Annotated in this window: 11 protein-coding genes and 2 tRNA genes; 1 reads left to right on the top strand and 12 read right to left on the bottom strand. The window is 28.8% G+C overall.

The genetic code is table 11. The features are described from left to right. Positions 1–30: 30 nt before the first annotated feature. The 11 genes from C7N44_RS00185 to asnB form a co-directional block, all read right to left on the bottom strand. Positions 31–2,478: an ATP-binding protein gene (locus tag C7N44_RS00185; protein ID WP_105955907.1), complete on the bottom strand. Its 2,448-nt coding sequence runs from the start codon at positions 2,476–2,478 to the stop codon at positions 31–33. Then, the gene (locus tag C7N44_RS00180) at positions 2,468–3,658 is read right to left on the bottom strand and encodes a metallophosphoesterase family protein (protein WP_157944998.1); all 1,191 of its coding nucleotides are present in this window, start codon (positions 3,656–3,658) and stop codon (positions 2,468–2,470) included. The genes C7N44_RS00185 and C7N44_RS00180 overlap by 11 nt, the downstream gene beginning before the upstream one ends. 81 nt (positions 3,659–3,739) lie before the next feature. Continuing rightward, positions 3,740–5,836, bottom strand: coding sequence for a transglycosylase domain-containing protein (locus tag C7N44_RS00175; RefSeq protein ID WP_105955905.1), 2,097 nt, complete (start codon positions 5,834–5,836; stop codon positions 3,740–3,742). Positions 5,837–5,961: 125 nt separating this feature from the next. Beyond that, positions 5,962–7,653, bottom strand: a complete 1,692-nt coding sequence (argS, locus tag C7N44_RS00170; RefSeq protein ID WP_105955904.1) for an arginine--tRNA ligase — start codon at positions 7,651–7,653, stop codon at positions 5,962–5,964. A 244-nt stretch (positions 7,654–7,897) separates the two neighbouring features. Beyond that, positions 7,898–7,968: transfer RNA gene (locus C7N44_RS00165), tRNA-Gly, on the bottom strand. A gap of 58 nt (positions 7,969–8,026) precedes the next feature. Further along, the gene (locus C7N44_RS00160) at positions 8,027–8,230 is read right to left on the bottom strand and encodes a DUF2187 domain-containing protein (RefSeq protein ID WP_105955903.1); all 204 of its coding nucleotides are present in this window, start codon (positions 8,228–8,230) and stop codon (positions 8,027–8,029) included. Between the two features lie 86 nt (positions 8,231–8,316). Next, entirely contained in the window at positions 8,317–9,240 is a 924-nt protein-coding gene (locus C7N44_RS00155) for an L-lactate dehydrogenase (protein ID WP_105955902.1), read from the bottom strand. 481 nt (positions 9,241–9,721) lie between these two features. Further along, entirely contained in the window at positions 9,722–10,426 is a 705-nt protein-coding gene (locus C7N44_RS00150) for an aspartate/glutamate racemase family protein (protein WP_105955901.1), read from the bottom strand. Between the two features lie 11 nt (positions 10,427–10,437). Then, positions 10,438–11,688: a carboxylate--amine ligase gene (locus tag C7N44_RS00145; RefSeq protein ID WP_105955900.1), complete on the bottom strand. Its 1,251-nt coding sequence runs from the start codon at positions 11,686–11,688 to the stop codon at positions 10,438–10,440. A gap of 1 nt (position 11,689) precedes the next feature. Then, positions 11,690–13,222, bottom strand: coding sequence for a UDP-N-acetylmuramoyl-L-alanyl-D-glutamate--2,6-diaminopimelate ligase (locus C7N44_RS00140; RefSeq protein ID WP_105955899.1), 1,533 nt, complete (start codon positions 13,220–13,222; stop codon positions 11,690–11,692). Between the two features lie 26 nt (positions 13,223–13,248). Next, positions 13,249–15,132: an asparagine synthase (glutamine-hydrolyzing) gene (gene asnB, locus C7N44_RS00135; RefSeq protein ID WP_105955898.1), complete on the bottom strand. Its 1,884-nt coding sequence runs from the start codon at positions 15,130–15,132 to the stop codon at positions 13,249–13,251. Between the two features lie 244 nt (positions 15,133–15,376). Here asnB and C7N44_RS00130 point away from each other — a divergent pair. Further along, positions 15,377–15,461, top strand: a tRNA-Leu gene (locus C7N44_RS00130). Positions 15,462–15,500: 39 nt separating this feature from the next. Here C7N44_RS00130 and C7N44_RS00125 read toward each other — a convergent pair. After that, on the bottom strand, positions 15,501–17,759 hold the full coding sequence (locus C7N44_RS00125) for an ATP-binding cassette domain-containing protein (RefSeq protein ID WP_105955897.1): 2,259 nt from the start codon (positions 17,757–17,759) through the stop codon (positions 15,501–15,503). Between the last annotated feature and the right edge of the window lie 125 nt (positions 17,760–17,884).

The raw sequence follows: 17,884 nt of genomic DNA, 5'->3' as shown, positions 1-17,884 counted from the left end.
AAAAAGGTTCCCAACAATGGGAGCCTTTTTTTATTTATCATTTAAGTTTATTATTGTATCTAAATTATAATAATCAAAAATATTTTTATCACAAGTTACATATATTACCTGTAAAGATTCTCCAATTTTATCAAGTAATTTATATGCATTATTAGAACGATTAAAATCGAATTCGCTAAAGCCATCATCAATAATGATTGGTAGCCTATAATCACGACCAAAAACAACCGCTAGAGCTAATATTAACGACAAATATAATTGTTCAATTGTCCCTCTTGATAATTCTCCTGCATCAAATTGAACCTTATCTTTTCTAGTAACTTTTAACTTACTTTTATAGTAAGTTATTTTTATATAATTATAATTAGTTAATAACCCGAAATATTCTTTAGCTTTTTCTTGAAACATTGGAATTCTATCTGCTGTAGATATGTTTAATGCATTACTGATCCATTGACTAGATAACTTCATAGTCAACCAGTTATCAATCATCCCATTAATTTCAGTTTCTAAATTAGCTTTTTTTTGCTCTAAATCTTGATAAGTACCATCTGATGTCAAACGTTTAATATTTAATTTATTTTTTTCAATAGTTTTACTGTTATCTAGTAATTGTTGTTTTATATTTGATTGTAAATTTTTATATTCATTCAATTGATCGTCAATTTCATTTTTATCTTTAAATTCTTGAAGAGATTGAATTTCACGTTCACCTAGTTGGCTTTTAATATCCGCTTGTTTTTTGGCCTCTCTGATAATAATTTGTTGTCTATTAAATTCATTATTGAAACCATTAAAATCATTAATATTTCTTTGAGCAAAAAAATTTGACAATTGATCATTTAATTTCTCTTTTGTGTTTACTAGTTCATCTTTTTGAAACAAGTATTTATTAATTGTTTTAGTTAACTGATTATTTTCATTAATAATTTTTTCATTATTTTGAATAAAATTATTAATTGTCAAAACATTGTTTCTATAATCATCACCGAGCTTAATATATTTATTAGCAAAATGCCAACTGTTAAAGTAATAATCTATTTTTTTCTTAATTTCAATTAATTCATCAGTATATTTATTAATATCATTTTGAAAATTATCAGTTATATTATCATTTTCAATCAACCATTGTTTAGGGTCACTACTATTAAAACCATATTTTTCTTTGTAATAATGAACTTTTTGATTAAAATCATTCGATTTCTGATTAATTTTTACAAAATATAAATATATGGATAAAGCAATTAAAGCCAAACCAATAATTTTGAATACACTAGGTAAAATAATGGATAATATAATTCCCAAAGCTACAAATAAAGTGCATTTTAACTTACTATTAAAAACACCTTGATTGTTATCCTTACTATGTTGACTTAGCATTATAATATTATTTTTATCGGTTTCACTTAATTTTATATTATTTTCCTTATTTTGCTTAGATTTATAATCATTGATTATTTGTTTCTTAGTATTAAATGTACTAATCAATTTATTGATTTCTTCAGATGAATTATATAAATTATCAATTTTATTTTTATTATGATCATAAAACAATATTTCACTACTTTGATTAATCTTATCTTTGAATTCGTTTATATGATTATTAATCATTTCAATTTGATTATTATTTAACTCAACATTATTCTTTATATCATATAATTTCTCTTTAGAGTTATTATCAAAACCAGTTTTTAAATTTAAATTTGGGTTTTTACTTATTTTTTCATATAAAGGCCAGTTATTTTTATGATTGTTTAAACTATATATTTTATTATCTAAGTTTTTAATTTTACTATTCAAATCTTTAACATCTTTTTTAACTAATTGATTATTATATACATAGCTTTCATATTCATCGAGATTACCTTTACTATTACGGATTTTTATTAACAAATCTTCATAATCTTTTAATTTTTGATTTAACGGTGGCTTCCTTCCACTAGGTGCATATAAAGCTCTAGCATTTTTATCTAAATCATCGTTAATTGCAATCCATTCATTGCTACCAACAAAACCTACTTTCTGGATTCGCTCGATTAATTCATTATTGTTTAGTTTTGAGATATTATTAATGTTAAGGTTACCAAAATAAAATAGGTGTTCAAAAGTTTCACGATCAATTGGTCCTAATATATTAGACAAAATACTAGAGTCTGCATCACATTCATTATCCAAATCATAAACACTTAATTTTCCACCATGTGTTCCAGAAATCCTTTTAACTAAAAAATTACGACCATTATCGGTAGAAACGGATAGACTTCCTCCATAAGAGTTAGTTTCTTTAGGAATATATTGTTCATAAGAATGTCCACGGCCATCTTTATATCCAAACAGAATCCCCATTATTAAACTTAACAATGTAGTTTTACCTGATTCATTATTTCCATAAATTATTTGTAAGTTGTTATCATTTAAATTAAAAGTTTGATTTTGCCATTTGCCATATCCATAAACTTGTATTTGATTAATTTTCATCTATATTCCCCTTATTACCTAATAGATTAATCTTAGCTTTTTCTAATAAGTTATCTTTAATATCACTGTTTAAATGATTTTGAATAAAATCATATTTAGATAAACTTTTTGATATGTCCATAATATTATTTTTAGTAAAGATATCTTTGGAAGCTTTTTGCCAAATATCATCATCAATCTTTGATATAGGTTCACTATTATTCATATTAAACTTAATATCATAAACCCAAGCATTTAATCCATCGTACTCCTCTCTTAAAGTATTTTGAATTTTGGTCAATAATTCATCATGATTAATACTTAATAGATCTTGATCTATATCAAAAATAACTTCTAATAAATGCATCTTAAAGTATTTATTTTTATAAATTTGGCTCATTAAATCATTAATAATTTGATTAATATCGTTATTTTTAATATCAATCACTAAGCTATCCCAGATAATAACTGAAGTTTTCTTAAATGAAATATTGCATTTACCATCAATTTCATCAATTAGTAAATAACCTTTGCTTCCTGACTCATTTTTATGACGACCTTGAATATTGCCAGAATAATAGATAGGTGGATTAGAATTAAGTTTTTGCATTTTATGTATATGTCCTAATGCCCAATAATCATAATTTTTATCTAGTAAATCACTAATGCTGAATGGTGCATAATTATCCCCGATATGTTCTTCACTACCATGAAGCATACCAATTTGAAAATCCACATTTGATTTTACTGGATAATTATCAATCATTTTATCGTTAATCCAACGATTTTCATAACTAAATCCTGTAATTGCTATTTTTTTATTATTCAAATTAAATGTTTTAGTTTCAACTTGATTTCCAAATACATAAACATTATCAGGAAGTTGCATATTAGAAGAAGCTATATTTAAATAATCGTGATTTCCAAATATCATAAATACTTTAATCCCAGCTTCATCCAACTTACATAATTCTTTATAAAAAAAACTATAAGTTTTAGGAGTTTGATTATCACGATCAAATAAATCCCCTGCTAATAATACAAAGTCCACTTGTTCATTAATTGCATCTTGAATAAGCTGACTAAAAGCTAAAAAAGTAGAGTTGAAAATTTGCTCCCATAATTCTTGAGGTATTTCATCATCCAATAATCCTTCAAATGGGCTTTCTAAATGTAAATCTGCAGCATGAATAAATTTCAATGTCATAACTCCTTATATAAATAAAACGTCGTATCATTAATACGTTTAATGATACGACGTTTTGTGTATATCGGTCAATTTCTATTGATCAATATATTTTTTTGCGCTATTAAATAAATCACTAGCACCTTTTTTTAGACTATTAAATCCCTTACCAACATTATTAGTAAAATTACTTGCACCTTTTTGTACATCATCCCAAATACTTGATTTGGATGTTTTATTTTTTGGTTGATGCTCATCTTCATATTGATCTTGAGCATCTTGTACATCAAATTTATTATCCCCAGTGTTAGGTAGAATATGTTGCATTTCATTTCTAAACAAAGGACCAACTCCATTACCACTGAGATTTTCTAAATGATGATTTTTGTTAGTATTATCAAATCCTTCCCAAGTAGCAACAACAATTTTAGGAGTGTATCCTATTATCCATTTATCACGAGTAGCATCCGAATCACCTGTATTATCTGCTTCTGTACTACCTGTCTTACCAGCAATTTGATAACCATATGGTTTAGCTCCAACCCCAGTTCCATTGTTAAATACACCTAACATCATACTTGTCATTTGTTTGGCAACTTTTTTGGACATAATGTTTTTAGACTGATTTTGAATATTGTTTACAATTACTTTTCCAGAAGAATCAACGATTTTTCTAATATAATGAGGCGTAGTCATATTGCCATCATTAGCAAATGCAGTATATGCACCAGCCATTTGTTGTGGTGAAACACCATTTGAAAGTCCACCTAGTGCTAAAGCTAAATTATTATCATTTTTATGGATGGGTAGTCCAAATGATTTAACTGATTTATATCCCTCGTTAGCACCTATTTTATTTAAAAGCCATACAGCAGGTGCATTCATGCTCTCAGCTAATGCCTTGTACATTGGAATTGTCCCTGTATATGAATTTCCATAATTTTCAGGAGTATACTTATTCTTACCATATGATAATTTTTTATTAACTAAGCTTGAATCATAATTGTAGCCGTTTTGCAAAGCTGGAGTATATACAGCTAATGGTTTCATAGTTGATCCAGGTTGTCTTTTAATTTGAGTAGCTCGATTATATCCTCTGAAAACATGTTCACCACGACCACCAACAACAGCACTAACTCCACCAGTGTTGGGATTAACAGCAACTGACGCAGCTTGTACTTTAGTCCCATCACTAGCATTACTAGGAAACATACTATCATTAGCAAAATCATTCTGCATGTTAGATTGCTGATTTTGATTTAAATTAGTATAAATTTTATAACCACGATTCATAATATCTGATTCTGAAAGTCCATACTTATTAATTGATTCGTCAATAACCGAATCAAAATAGTAAGGATATTTGTAGCTGTCAGTGTACTTGTAATCATTAACAACATGGATTGGAATCTTTTTAAGATTATTAGCAGTTGATTGTTTTAATTTACCATTCTCAACCATTAACTGTAATACCGTGTTTCTTCTTTGGAAAGCTAGTCCTGGATGATCAACTGGATTATATGCACTCGGATTAGTCAACATACCGGCAATAACAGCTGCATCTTGAACTGGTAAATCTTTAGCATTCATTCCAAAATATCGCTTAGATGCATCTTGGACACCATAAACGCCATTACCAAAATATGCATTATTCATATACATCGTTAAAATACTCTTTTTAGAATAAATATTTTCTACTTGGATAGAAAGAAATAATTCTTTTAACTTACGGCTAAATGTCTGCTCTTGAGTTAAATAAGCATTTTTAACTAATTGCTGAGTTAAAGTACTGCCTCCACCGCTAATATAATTACGATGCATAATTTTATTTTTAGCCACTGATAACATCGCTCTCGAAAATCCTTTAACAGAAAAGCCATATTCATGATAAAAATTACGATCTTCAGTAGACAAAATAGCATTAGGAAGATTAGAAGAAATATTTTTATACCCAACATAAGTTCCTTTTTGTGAATATATTTTTCCAGCATTATTATTATTAGCATCATAAATTATTGTAGATTTTTCAAGCGAAGACTGTAGATTACGAACATCAGTTGTCTTAGCTACATAAGTACAATAAGCGCTTATGATAAAAATAAAAGCAAGTATAATCGTAAAAATCCATCTAGTGATTTGATATTTATGCCATACATTTTTTAGCTTATGCTTTTTAGTATAACTTTCTTTCATATATTAAATTTTCTCCTTTTATTAATTGGGAAATTATAATAAGTCTATTTTAACTCAAAATAGATAATTATGGTTAAAAAAGAAAGCACATTTAACAAAAGTTAAAATGTGCTTTCTTTTTTATATTACATTTCTTCAGGAGATTTAACACCTAATATTCTCAATGATTCTTTTAGAACAATAGACACAGACTTAACTAATGCTAATCGTGCATTTTTTTCATTATCATCATTCAAAATCTTTGTATGCGCATAATATTTATTAAATGCCTTAGCAAGTTTTAGTGAATATTTAGCAATGACGGAAGGCTCAAATTCAGAGCATGCCAGCTTAACCATTTGAGGAAAATCATTAAGTAATTTAACAATATTCCATGATTCTTCATCGTTAAGTTTATTATCAGATACGCTGAATTCAGTCTTACCTGATTTTCTTAAAATACTTTCAGCACGTGCACGGGCATATTGTACATAAGGACCCGTTTCTCCTTCAAATCTTAATTGATCTTCTAGGTTAAAATCAATATTATTTATCTTTTCATTTTGTAAGTCACCAAAGACAATTGCACCAACTCCAACTTCTTTAGCAACTTCATCTTTATTAGGTAAATCTGGATTCTTTTTGGCAATTTGTTTCTTAGCAATTTCAATTGAATCATCTAAAACTTCATCTAATAAAATAATTCTTCCAGATCTAGTTGAAAGCTTTTTACCATTAACTGTAATTAATCCGAATGGAATATGATGCAAATCTTTTGCTGAAGGAATACCCATTTCAGTTAAAACAGCCTTCAATTGTTTGAAATAATATGTTTGTTCTGAACCAACAACATATAAATTCATTGCTGGATGATAAGTTTCATCTCTATACATTGCAGTAGCAATATCTCTAGTAATATATAATGAAGCGCCATCACTCTTTAAGATAAGTGCTGGGTTCAAATTATATTTATCTAAATCAACAATGGTAGCACCTTGAGACTTAGTCAATAAACCTTTTTTATCAAGATCATCGACTACACCTTGCAACTTATCATTATAAAAAGCTTCACCATTATAAGTATCAAAAGATACACCTAATTTATCATATATTTTTTCAAATGCTTCAATAGATACTTCACGGAACCATTTCCAAAGTTTAGTTGCTTCTTCATCGCCATTTTCAAGTTTTCTAAACCAATCTCTAGCAACATCATCTAGCTCAGGTTTTTCTTTATCAACTTTATGGAATTTAACATAGTACTTAACTAAATTGTTAATAGGATCCTTTTTAACATCTTCCTCATTACCCCACATTAAGTATGCAGTAATTAACTTACCAAATTGAGTTCCCCAATCACCTAAATGATTATCTTTGATCGGTTTATATCCATTTTTGCTTAAAATATTAGCGACTGAATTACCAATTACAGTAGACCTTAAATGTCCCATTGAAATTGGCTTAGCAATGTTGGGTGACGACATATCAATGGTAACATTACCACCATTACCATCATTATTTTGACCATAATTTGAGGATTGTGATAAAACATTTGCAATAACATTTTCACTATATTTAGACTTATCTAAGAAAAAGTTAACGTAAGGACCAGCAGCTTCAACATGATCAAAGTCACTTTGATCGATTTTATCTACAATATCAGCTGCAATTTGTTGAGGAGCTTTTCTAAATTGTTTAGCTAAAATAAAAGTGGGAAAAGCTAAATCCCCCATTTTTGAATCTTTAGGACGCTCAATTTTATTTAAAATGTCTTCATTTTTTAATGTACCATCTAAAGCTTTAGCCAAAGCATTAGCAACTAGTTCTTTATTTTCCATTATATTTTCCTCCAATAAAAAAGTCTCTTACAGTAAAAAGACTGCAAGAGACGAGATAACCCGCGGTACCACTCTATTTGATATTATATATCCGCTTATTTTATTATAAAATATCCTAAAAAGTACGAATTCAAAATGCATGATTCTTCGGCTCTCACCAAATTCCGAAGTCGCTAAATATCAATACATATTTACTAGTCTTTTATTATTGAATATATATCCACTTAGATAGTGATAATCACTAAGCGGGTAACGGGAATCGGACCCGCGACTTAAGCTTGGGAAGCTTATATTTTACCACTAAACTATACCCGCAGATATAAATAAATTATACCATACGTTGCGAAATAATGCATATAAAATTTAGTTAGTATTATTTTTTAATTTTTGCTTTCTTTTTACTTACAATTGCTCTTTGGTTATATTCATTAATTACTACATCATCATCTTCATGATGTTCATTAATAAGAACCATTACAGAATTTTCATAAATTTTGTCTACAGTTCCAGCGAAATCATGCTTCAAATAACCAAAACGTGGAGCAGATATATAGTCACCAATTTTTAGTTCAGCCAAAGTTTTCACCTCATTTAATAAATTTGTGTTATTGATATTACCAAACAAGTTAAACAATAGCAAGAATAAATTTTAATAAATATATATTATTTATTTTCTTCAAATTTTTGATTAATAAATTCAGCAGAATATTGCAATTTTTCTAATTCTTGTTCTGTTAAATCTAAATTAATTTGTTTTTCAATTCCATTTTCACCTACAATTGCTGGATATGACAAATAAACACCGTAATCCTTACGATAATTTGATACTACTAATTGTGATTTAGAATCAGATATAATTACATTTGCCAATTTTACTGCAGCAGTAGCAACTCCATAATTAGTATAGAACTTACCTTTAAAAACAGTGAATCCTCCATCTCTAGCATCTCGATCAAGAGCGTCTAAGTCCAAATTCTTTTCTTTAACCAAATTTGTAATTGGTTCCCCGAATACTCTGACAGTTGACCAAGCAGTAAATTGAGAATTACCATGCTCACCTAAGTTATAACCATCAACTGATCTAGGATCAATATTCAGTTTGTCAGCAACTGCTCGTTTCATTCTAGCAGAGTCTAGCAAAGTACCAGTTCCAATAACTTTTTCTTTTGATAATCCAGTTTCTTTTTGATAAATTGAAGTAATAACATCAACCGGATTAGTAATAACGTCTAAGACACCATTAAAACCAGATTTTTTAATCTTAGCAGATACTGACTTCACAGCTTCAACGTTGTTAGATAATTCAGCAAAACGATCATTCCCATGAGCTTGCTTAATTAAATCGATATTCCCTAAAGCTGAAATAATAACGTCAGCGTCACTTAAAGCTGAATAATCATTAATATAAATATTTGTATGAAATGGTAAATTTGGCATCGCATCTTGAAAATCTAATGCATCTGAGTTAACTTTTTCTTCATTTTTATCAATTAATACTAGATCATCAGCAAAACCATTTGCAACTATATAATGGGCAACTGTAGAACCTACGTGACCCATCCCAATTATTCCAATTTTTCTAGACAAGAAAATCACTTCTAACTTTAGTTTTTGATTATGTTACCATTTATAATTTATAAGTTCAAATTATAAAAAACTTTTATGTTAAAATTACTAAAAAGGAGATGATAAAATGCTTATATTCATTGTAATTATAACAATATTAATATATGCAATATCAATATTAATAGGCCTAACTAGAATTTCAGTAAAAAGAATTATTAATTGGCTAATCATTAGCAGAATGATGTATATACTTTTGTTTATGTTTGATAGCATCTTATCATTTCGAGTTTTTCATAATAACAATTTTGAGTCTTTAATTACTATTATTTTAGTAATAACCTCATCAATTATGGTAGAAATAAACTATTCAAATAAGCAAAGAAGTCATCTAATAAACATAAGCATGTTATTACTTATATTATCCATAATATTGTTATTAACTTTCAATTTAATAATTATAAACAAATAACGCAATCCTCTTTCAATAAGGATTACGTTATTTTCATTTATTATGCAAAGCCATATCAATAGTTCGATCAACAAGAACAGATTGAGCATCAATTAAAGGATAATTATGATCAGATGCTCGCTCTTGAGCCAACGATAATTCAGTACAACCCAAGATAACTACATCACAGCCCATTTCATTAATCATTTCATCCAAAATATGATGATATAATTTAGCATTAACCGTATTTTTCTCTTTAATATATTTGTAAATTAGATCCATTGTTTCATCTTCAATATGTTTAGTTGGCTTAACTAAATCATAATTAAAATTGTTAATTTCGTTATCATATATGCCATCATAAATAGTTCCTCGAGTAGCAATTAAACCTACCCTTTTTGCTTTAGGATATACTTTGCCTATTTCTTTAACAGCTTCTTTAGGCATGTGCAGAATTGGGACATCAGTAATTGATTGAAGCTTACTATAAAAATAATGTGCAGTATTACATGGAATAACAAAAAAACTAGGATTTAAACAACTCTGTTGCTTGATATCTTCCATAAGTGGTATTAGTGGATTAGGTTTTGAATTATCCAAAATATAATTAGTTCGATCAGGAATTGTAGCATGATTTACTAATATATAATTTAAATACTCTTGATCAGAATATGCAGGCGTGCGACTATTCAAAACATGAATATAACTTTCAGTCGCTTCTGTACCCATTCCACCAATAATTGAAAAAAACTTTTTCATAAAATCATTTCCTATTTATTAGTAAAATATTTTTCGAAATTTTTAGCATAAATATGCTTCATCCATGTTACTAGCATCCAGCGTTTAAAGTTACGATCCTTATTATACCAAAAAGTCGTCCCATATTGATTTTTATTAATTAAATTAAGGGCATATTTTTTGTCATCATTATTTTTAGCATATTTTTTAAAGACGTTTTTACCAACACCTAGCCATAACCAATATCTTGATTTATCTTTATTAGCATAAACAGTATCTTTATCTTTTAAGCTATCAAAGGCATAATCTTGAACCGCCCAATCAGCAAGATTATATCCATTTAAACTAACAAAAAAACTACTTCTTCCTTGTCTTAGGTTAATTTCAAATAGTTTAAATGAATCATCACGAATATCATATTTCATATCAAAATTAGCATATCCAGTAAAATTAATTTCTTCCAAGAAAGTTTTTACCATTGAATATAATTTTTCATTATACTCGGGCAATATAGCTACATAATTACCAATTGAAGATGGTGAAGGATCTTCTAATAAAGGATGACCTAAGCACATCATTTTAACCTTATGATTTTTATCAACATAAGCGTTTAAAGTTCTCATATTACTATCATCACCAGGAATAAAGTCTTGTAAAATTAGATCAGATGTATAACCATTATCATATATTTTACTAACAATATCCTTAAATTCATTTTCTGATTTAATAGTAAAAGCTTTCTTACGGCCTTCAAAATGGATGTCGAGCCATTCAACACTATTTGTAGGTTTTAATGCAACAGGATATCCGAATGGCTGTTCAATCTCTTTATCACTCTCATATTCACTTTTACTAATAATTCTAGTTTTAGGATATGGTAAAGAAAACTTCTCACATTCTTTATAAAAGTTCTCTTTACTATTTAACTTTTTAATCAATTCATAGTTAACGTAAGGACAAATAAATACATCATCTAATTCATCCTTATGTTTAGAAATTAATTCTGCATATCCATCACCGCATCCAATTAAAATTACTGGTTCAGAATGTTTAGCATATTTTTGCTTTAATTTAAGCATTTCTTCAATCCATCTAGGATCCTCACTAAAACCATCAATTAAAGATAAATCTACGATTTTAGTATATCTAGTAGGCGCTAAAGCTTTTTCAGCATAAGCTTTCACTGGTTTTCCATATTTTTCATATAAAGATCTAGCCATACCATAAGCATTAAAATCACTACCTAATAGTACAACTGTAAATTCTGATGTATTATCACTCATTTTATATTCCTTTCAAAACATTTTTGACTACAACGGAGTCGGTTTCGTAAGGAGTATCAACACCGTTTATTTTTTGGTAAGGATCTCTCCCTTTACCCGCTACTACTATCATTGAATTTTTATCGCCTGAATTAATAGCTTTGCTAATAGCTAAACGACGATTTAGCTCAACGTGAACATTAACCTTTCTATGATCAATGTATGAATCAATTTCGCTAACAATTTTAGCTGGATCTTCAAATGCAGGATCATCAGTGGTTAAAAAGGCTTCATCTGCGTTTTCAGTTAATGCCATTCCAAAACCTTTTCTACGATCCTCTCCCTTATTACCGGGACTGCCAACAACTACAATCACTTTACCATTAGGATTACCATTTTTCAAAAAGCTAAGTAAGGCGTGCATACTAGCATAATTATGAGCATAATCCACATAAACGTTACCATGTTCTTTAGCATCATAAGATTCCATTCTACCTGGAACAAATACATTAGATAATCCATTTCTTACATCATCACTATTGGCTCCAGCTAATCCTGTAGCAATGATTGCTGAAGTTGCATTAGATTCATTATAATCTCCTGCTACAGCAATTTCATATTCACCATCTAATTTCATGGCATTAGTTTTTTGGCTATTTGATTTTAGCTTAATCCTATTATCACTAATAGTATCTGAAATACTATTAAATATAAAATCTGGATGACGATTATCAATTAAGATTTGATCGTGATCACTAAATAAATAGATATCTTTTGGTTGAGTAGTAGACTTTGCAGCCATATAAATATCTTCAAAATGATCGGTATCAGCATTAATAATACAAGTATCTGAATTTACTAGCAGTTGTTCTTTACAGTGTAGATAGTCAGCAAAAGTTGGATGTTCATTAGGTCCAATATGATCAGGAGAAATGTTTAAAAATAGACCGATATTATATCTAAGGCCATAGACACGATTCTTTTTATATGCTTGAGAAGAAACCTCCATAACCATATGAGTCATCCCATTATCAACAGCCATACGCATATATTTAAAAATATCTAATGATTCAGGCGTAGTTAAATGTGACTTGAATTTTTGACTAGGTTTATTTCCCACAATTGTATCAATCGTTGATAATAACCCCGTTTTATTATCAGTAGTATTTTCCAAAATACTTCTGGCAAAATACGAAGAAGTAGTTTTGCCTTTAGTACCAGTATAAGCAATTGTAAATAAATCATTTTCTGGATAGCAGTAAAAAGCAGCACCTATAAGTGACATTGCCTTTTGTACATCCTTTACAATAATTTGCGTTAGACTACTTCCTTCTTCATATTGATCTTCAGCAACATAGCCAACAGCACCTGAATTTTTAGCCATCGTTAAATATTCTGGCTTAAAGTTTCCCTTACAGAAAAATAAAGTATTTTTATGAACATTTCTTGAGTCATAAGTCACATCATCAAATTGTTCATTTTTATTAGGGACAATTTTAGTTAGTAAATTATGTTCAGATAAAATTGTTTTTATTTCATTAATTTCAAGTGACATTAAAATTCATTTCCTAACATTAAAATTTATGCTTGTAATTCTACTTTATTAATAGTATCTGCATCAGTATCTTCAGGGAAGTAAACTTCGTACCATATAATAAATAAATAAGGGGTCATAATCTTTTGCATACTAGATTTACCTTCATCATGTTCTTTAAGAATTCTCATTAATTCATCGGTGTTAAAGAATTTTTGTGCAACATCTGAGGTAAATGCACGAACGATACGCTTATGGAATTTAGGTTCTCTAATCCAAGAAGCAATTGGTGATGGAAAGCCTAGTTTTTCTTTCATTGCAACTTTTTCAGGAAGTGCATTTTCAGCAGCTTTTCTAAGTGAAATCTTAGTTCCCTCATCATTAATACGAGTTTTAATAGGCATAGTTGAAGCAAATTCAGCAATTTCTTTATCAACTAACGGAGTTCTAACTTCAAGAGAATTAGCCATACTCATACGATCAGCCTTTTGTAAAATATCAAACGGTAACCAAGTATTAATATCAAAGTATTGCATTTGAGTCATTTCATCTTTATCTTTTACTTCATCAAAAATATGTTTTGAATATGCACCAGAATCGCGATTTAGGCTTGGATCTTTTAATAAACGGTTTCTATCATCATAGTTAAATACATAATTAACTCGATAATAGCGTTCACTTAATGGTTGTGCTCCACGAATTAAGAAACGACGACCATGAAATCTTGGCAACTTAGTAACCATTGCAGCCAACGATTTTCTAATAAATCCAGGAACATATTTTTGATATCTTTCAAATGGTTTAGCTTCTAAATAAGTATTGTATCCACCAAAGAATTCATCGGCTCCTTCACCAGATAAAGCAACTTTAACTTGCTTTCTAGTACCCTTTGATAAATAAAATAGTTGAATAGCTGATGGATTAGATAATGGTTCGTCCATGTAATACATCATAGTTGGCAAGAAATTAAAGTAATCATCATCAGTAATTTTAATTGGCGTATTTTCTTGACCAATTTGATTAGCAAAATCAGTAGACCAAGACAATTCACTATATTTAGAATTATCAAATCCTAATGAAAATGACTTAATAGGTTTTAATTTAGAAGCTTCATTTAGTACGTAGCTTGAATCAACCCCACTGGATAAGAAACTACCAACTTCAACATCAGAAACCATATGAGCTTTAACTGAATCTTTTACAAGGCCTTCAATTTTTTTAGCATCACCTTCAACCGTTTGTGAATTATCAATATGATCATAATTAAAATGATAATAGCGATGAGTTTCTGTTTCTTTACTATCAAGATGATGGACAAAGTATGTACCAGGCATCACTTTATAAACATTTTTAAACATTGTTTCTTCTGATGGAATAAATTCAAAACTTAAATGAATTGGTAATAATCCAATATTCAATTCTTTATTAAAAGCTGGATTACTCAAAAATGCTTTAATTTCAGAAGCATACATAAATGCATTACCATCATCATAATAATACAGAGGTTTGATACCAAAATGATCTCGTGCCCCAAATATCTCGTTATTAGCTTTATCGTAAATAACAAAAGCATACATTCCACGAAGCTTCTTTAATAAACCTGAACCCCAAGCTTCATATCCACGAATTAAAACTTCTGAATCAACATCAGTTTCAAATTCATATCCTTGTTCTTGTAGTTCTGATCTAATTTCTTTATAGTTATAAATTTCACCATTAAAAGTTAATACTTTCTTTTGATCTTTACTAAATAAAGGTTGACCACCATGGGCTAAATCGATAATTGATAATCTTCTAAAGCCCATTGAAATATTTTCATCTTGAAAATATTGTTCATCATCAGGGCCACGATGCTTAATTCGATTGGCCATTTTACTGATAGTATCAGTAGGAACATCTTTTTGGTTTACATATCCACAAAATCCACACATGTCGATTTATCCCCTTTTATATAATATAATTAATTTTATTTAATAATTTTATTTTAAGTTTATTTGTACTAATATTATTGTACCAAATGTTATAAGCTATGGACCATAAATAACAAAATTTATTAAGTAAAATTAATTAGTACACAAACTATTATTAAGTATAAACATATAATAATTTCTGTAAAGTATAATATTCTTAATAAGGATTTGTTATGTGCTACAATATATATAGTAATTTAATTACGCCCTAATGGCGGAATTGGCAGACGCGCAACGTTCAGATCGTTGTTTAGTTTTTCTAAGTATGGGTTCGAGTCCCTTTTAGGGCATAAAAAATAATCACACTTTTAATAAAGTGTGATTATTTTTTATCTAATTTCATTATAGTTTTTCATTGACTGACCAGTTACTGAATTTAAGTCTTTTAAAGAGTTTTCAGGGGTACCTGTATATAGTATTTTCCCACCATAACGGCCTGCTTTAGGACCAACATCTATCATCCAATCAGCTTTACTAATAACGGATAGATTATGTTCAACAATAATAACCGTATTACCGGCATCAACCAAATCATTAAACAATTTATTCATAGTCGAAACATCTTTCATATGCAACCCAGCGGTAGGTTCATCTAACAAATAAACAGTTCCAGTTTGGTTTAATTGAACTGCAAGCTTTAATCTTTGAACTTCACCTCCAGATAAAGTATCTAAAGATTGTCCTAATGATAAATAATCTAAGCCTACTCTTTGCATGTTAACTAATTTATCGCTAATTTCTCTATGATTATCAAAAAATATAATTGCATCAGCAATCGACATATTTAGTACTTCACTAATATTTTTCCCGTTATATTTGTATTGAAGGGCATCATCACTGTATCGTTTACCATGACATTTTTCACAAGTTTGAATAACTGGGTCCATGAATGACATATTAGTGATTTGAACTCCACGCCCCTTACATAATGGGCATTTACCTTTACCATTATAACTAAATAATTGTCTAGAGACGTTGTTAGCATCCCCAAATAGTTTTCTAATATCATTTAAAATATCTAAATATGTTGCTGGAGTTGATCTAATATTAACTCCTACTGCATTTTGAGATAAATCTACATAATCAGTTTTTAAATTATCCTTTATAGCATCAATTAGTGAACTTTTTCCAGAACCAGCAATTCCTGAAATGACGGTTTCAGCCTTTAATGGAATTTTAACATTTACATTTTTTAGATTATGAACATCTACATCATTTAAATCAATCGTTCTATCAATCTTTCTAGTATGTTTAAACTTTAGTGGTTCTTTTAAAAATTTGCCAGTTATTGTATTACTTTCTAATAATTCTGAGTAATTACCTTGAAATGTAATATTACCACCCTGTTTACCAGGCTTTGGTCCAATTTCTACAACATAATCAGCAATTGGTATTAATTCAGGATTATGTTCTACTACTAGAACAGTATTACCTTTATCTTTTAATTTTTTTAAAGCATTACTAATTAATTTAATATCCAATGGATGTAATCCAACACTTGGTTCATCAAGAATATATACCATATCTGATAAAGAACTATTCATATATTTAGCAATTTTAATTCTTTGGGTTTCACCACCAGATAAAGTATCCGTACTCCTATTAAGTGTTAAATAACCTAATCCTAAATCAACTAATGATTGAATTTTAGTACTAAGCTCTCTTATAAGATTTTGGACTAATGGGATATTAATAGCAGATAAAAACTTTAAGACATGTATTAAATCTAATTTTAAAACATCTGCAATGTTTTGATTATTAATTTTACAAGTCAACACCGCTGGTCTTAATTTACTACCGCCACATTTATCACAAACAGTTCGATTTACAATTTCAGCGATTGCCTTTTTATGATGCTGTCCCTCTTTACTTTCAATAATCGAACGTTTAATTCTTGGAACAACCCCTTCATATAAAATCGACTTACGCCATTCTTTTGGTGCATCTTTTAAATGTTGTTGAGGTGCATATAACAACATATATAATTCATGTTCACTATAATCTTTAATTTTTTTATCATTATCGAATAATCCAGTGTAACCATAACGTTTCCAACGCCAAGTTCCAGGACCAAAACTAGTAAATGTAATTGCACCTTCATTAAGTGACTTATTATAGTCAATTATTTTTTCAGGATTGATATTGTCAATATATCCTAATCCTTGACATTTATCACACATTCCCTGTGGTAAATTAAATGAAAATGTATCTGAATAACCAACCCAAGGCTTTCCAATACGAGCAAATAATAGTCTAATCAAAGAATATATTCCTGTATAGGTAGCAAGAGTAGAACGTGGATTTTTACCAACCTTCTTTTGTTGAATAACAATAGCAACTGGTAAATTATCAATTTTACCAACACCAGGTAACCCATATTTTGGCAAATACTGTTGAGTAAAACTAGGAAAAGTTTCGTTAAGTTCCCTTCTGGATTCAGCAGCAATCGTATCAAAAACTAATGAAGACTTTCCAGCACCTGAAAGTCCCGTAAAAACGGTTATTTTATGCTTCTTTATTTTAATATTAAGATGATTCAAGTTATTTTGATAAGCATCTGTTATATTAATAAAATCTCTTTCAGCCATGAAAATCCTCCTATATATTTATACTATTATCATAACAAGATTTTAATATTAATGCATATTCATAAATTGCAAAAGAACTATAATGTAAGCTATAATTTAATTAGCAATAATTTGAATAATAATTC

It is taken from the genome of Apilactobacillus quenuiae (assembly GCF_002994005.1).
GTDB classification, from domain to species: Bacteria; Bacillota; Bacilli; order Lactobacillales; family Lactobacillaceae; genus Apilactobacillus; species Apilactobacillus quenuiae.
The sequence above is the reverse complement of the archived record's forward strand: the minus strand, read 5'-3'. Positions and strand labels throughout refer to the sequence as shown.

What these genes read in the sequence shown, in the direction of transcription:
- C7N44_RS00185 (WP_105955907.1), bottom strand. Translation starts at nt 2,478, where the DNA reads ATGAAAATTAATCAAATACAAGTTTATGGATATGGCAAATGGCAAAAT.
- C7N44_RS00175 (WP_105955905.1), bottom strand. Translation starts at nt 5,836, where the DNA reads ATGAAAGAAAGTTATACTAAAAAGCATAAGCTAAAAAATGTATGGCAT.
- argS (WP_105955904.1), bottom strand. Translation starts at nt 7,653, where the DNA reads ATGGAAAATAAAGAACTAGTTGCTAATGCTTTGGCTAAAGCTTTAGAT.
- C7N44_RS00150 (WP_105955901.1), bottom strand. Translation starts at nt 10,426, where the DNA reads ATGAAAAAGTTTTTTTCAATTATTGGTGGAATGGGTACAGAAGCGACT.
- C7N44_RS00145 (WP_105955900.1), bottom strand. Translation starts at nt 11,688, where the DNA reads ATGAGTGATAATACATCAGAATTTACAGTTGTACTATTAGGTAGTGAT.
- C7N44_RS00140 (WP_105955899.1), bottom strand. Translation starts at nt 13,222, where the DNA reads ATGTCACTTGAAATTAATGAAATAAAAACAATTTTATCTGAACATAAT.
- asnB (WP_105955898.1), bottom strand. Translation starts at nt 15,132, where the DNA reads ATGTGTGGATTTTGTGGATATGTAAACCAAAAAGATGTTCCTACTGAT.
- C7N44_RS00125 (WP_105955897.1), bottom strand. Translation starts at nt 17,759, where the DNA reads ATGGCTGAAAGAGATTTTATTAATATAACAGATGCTTATCAAAATAAC.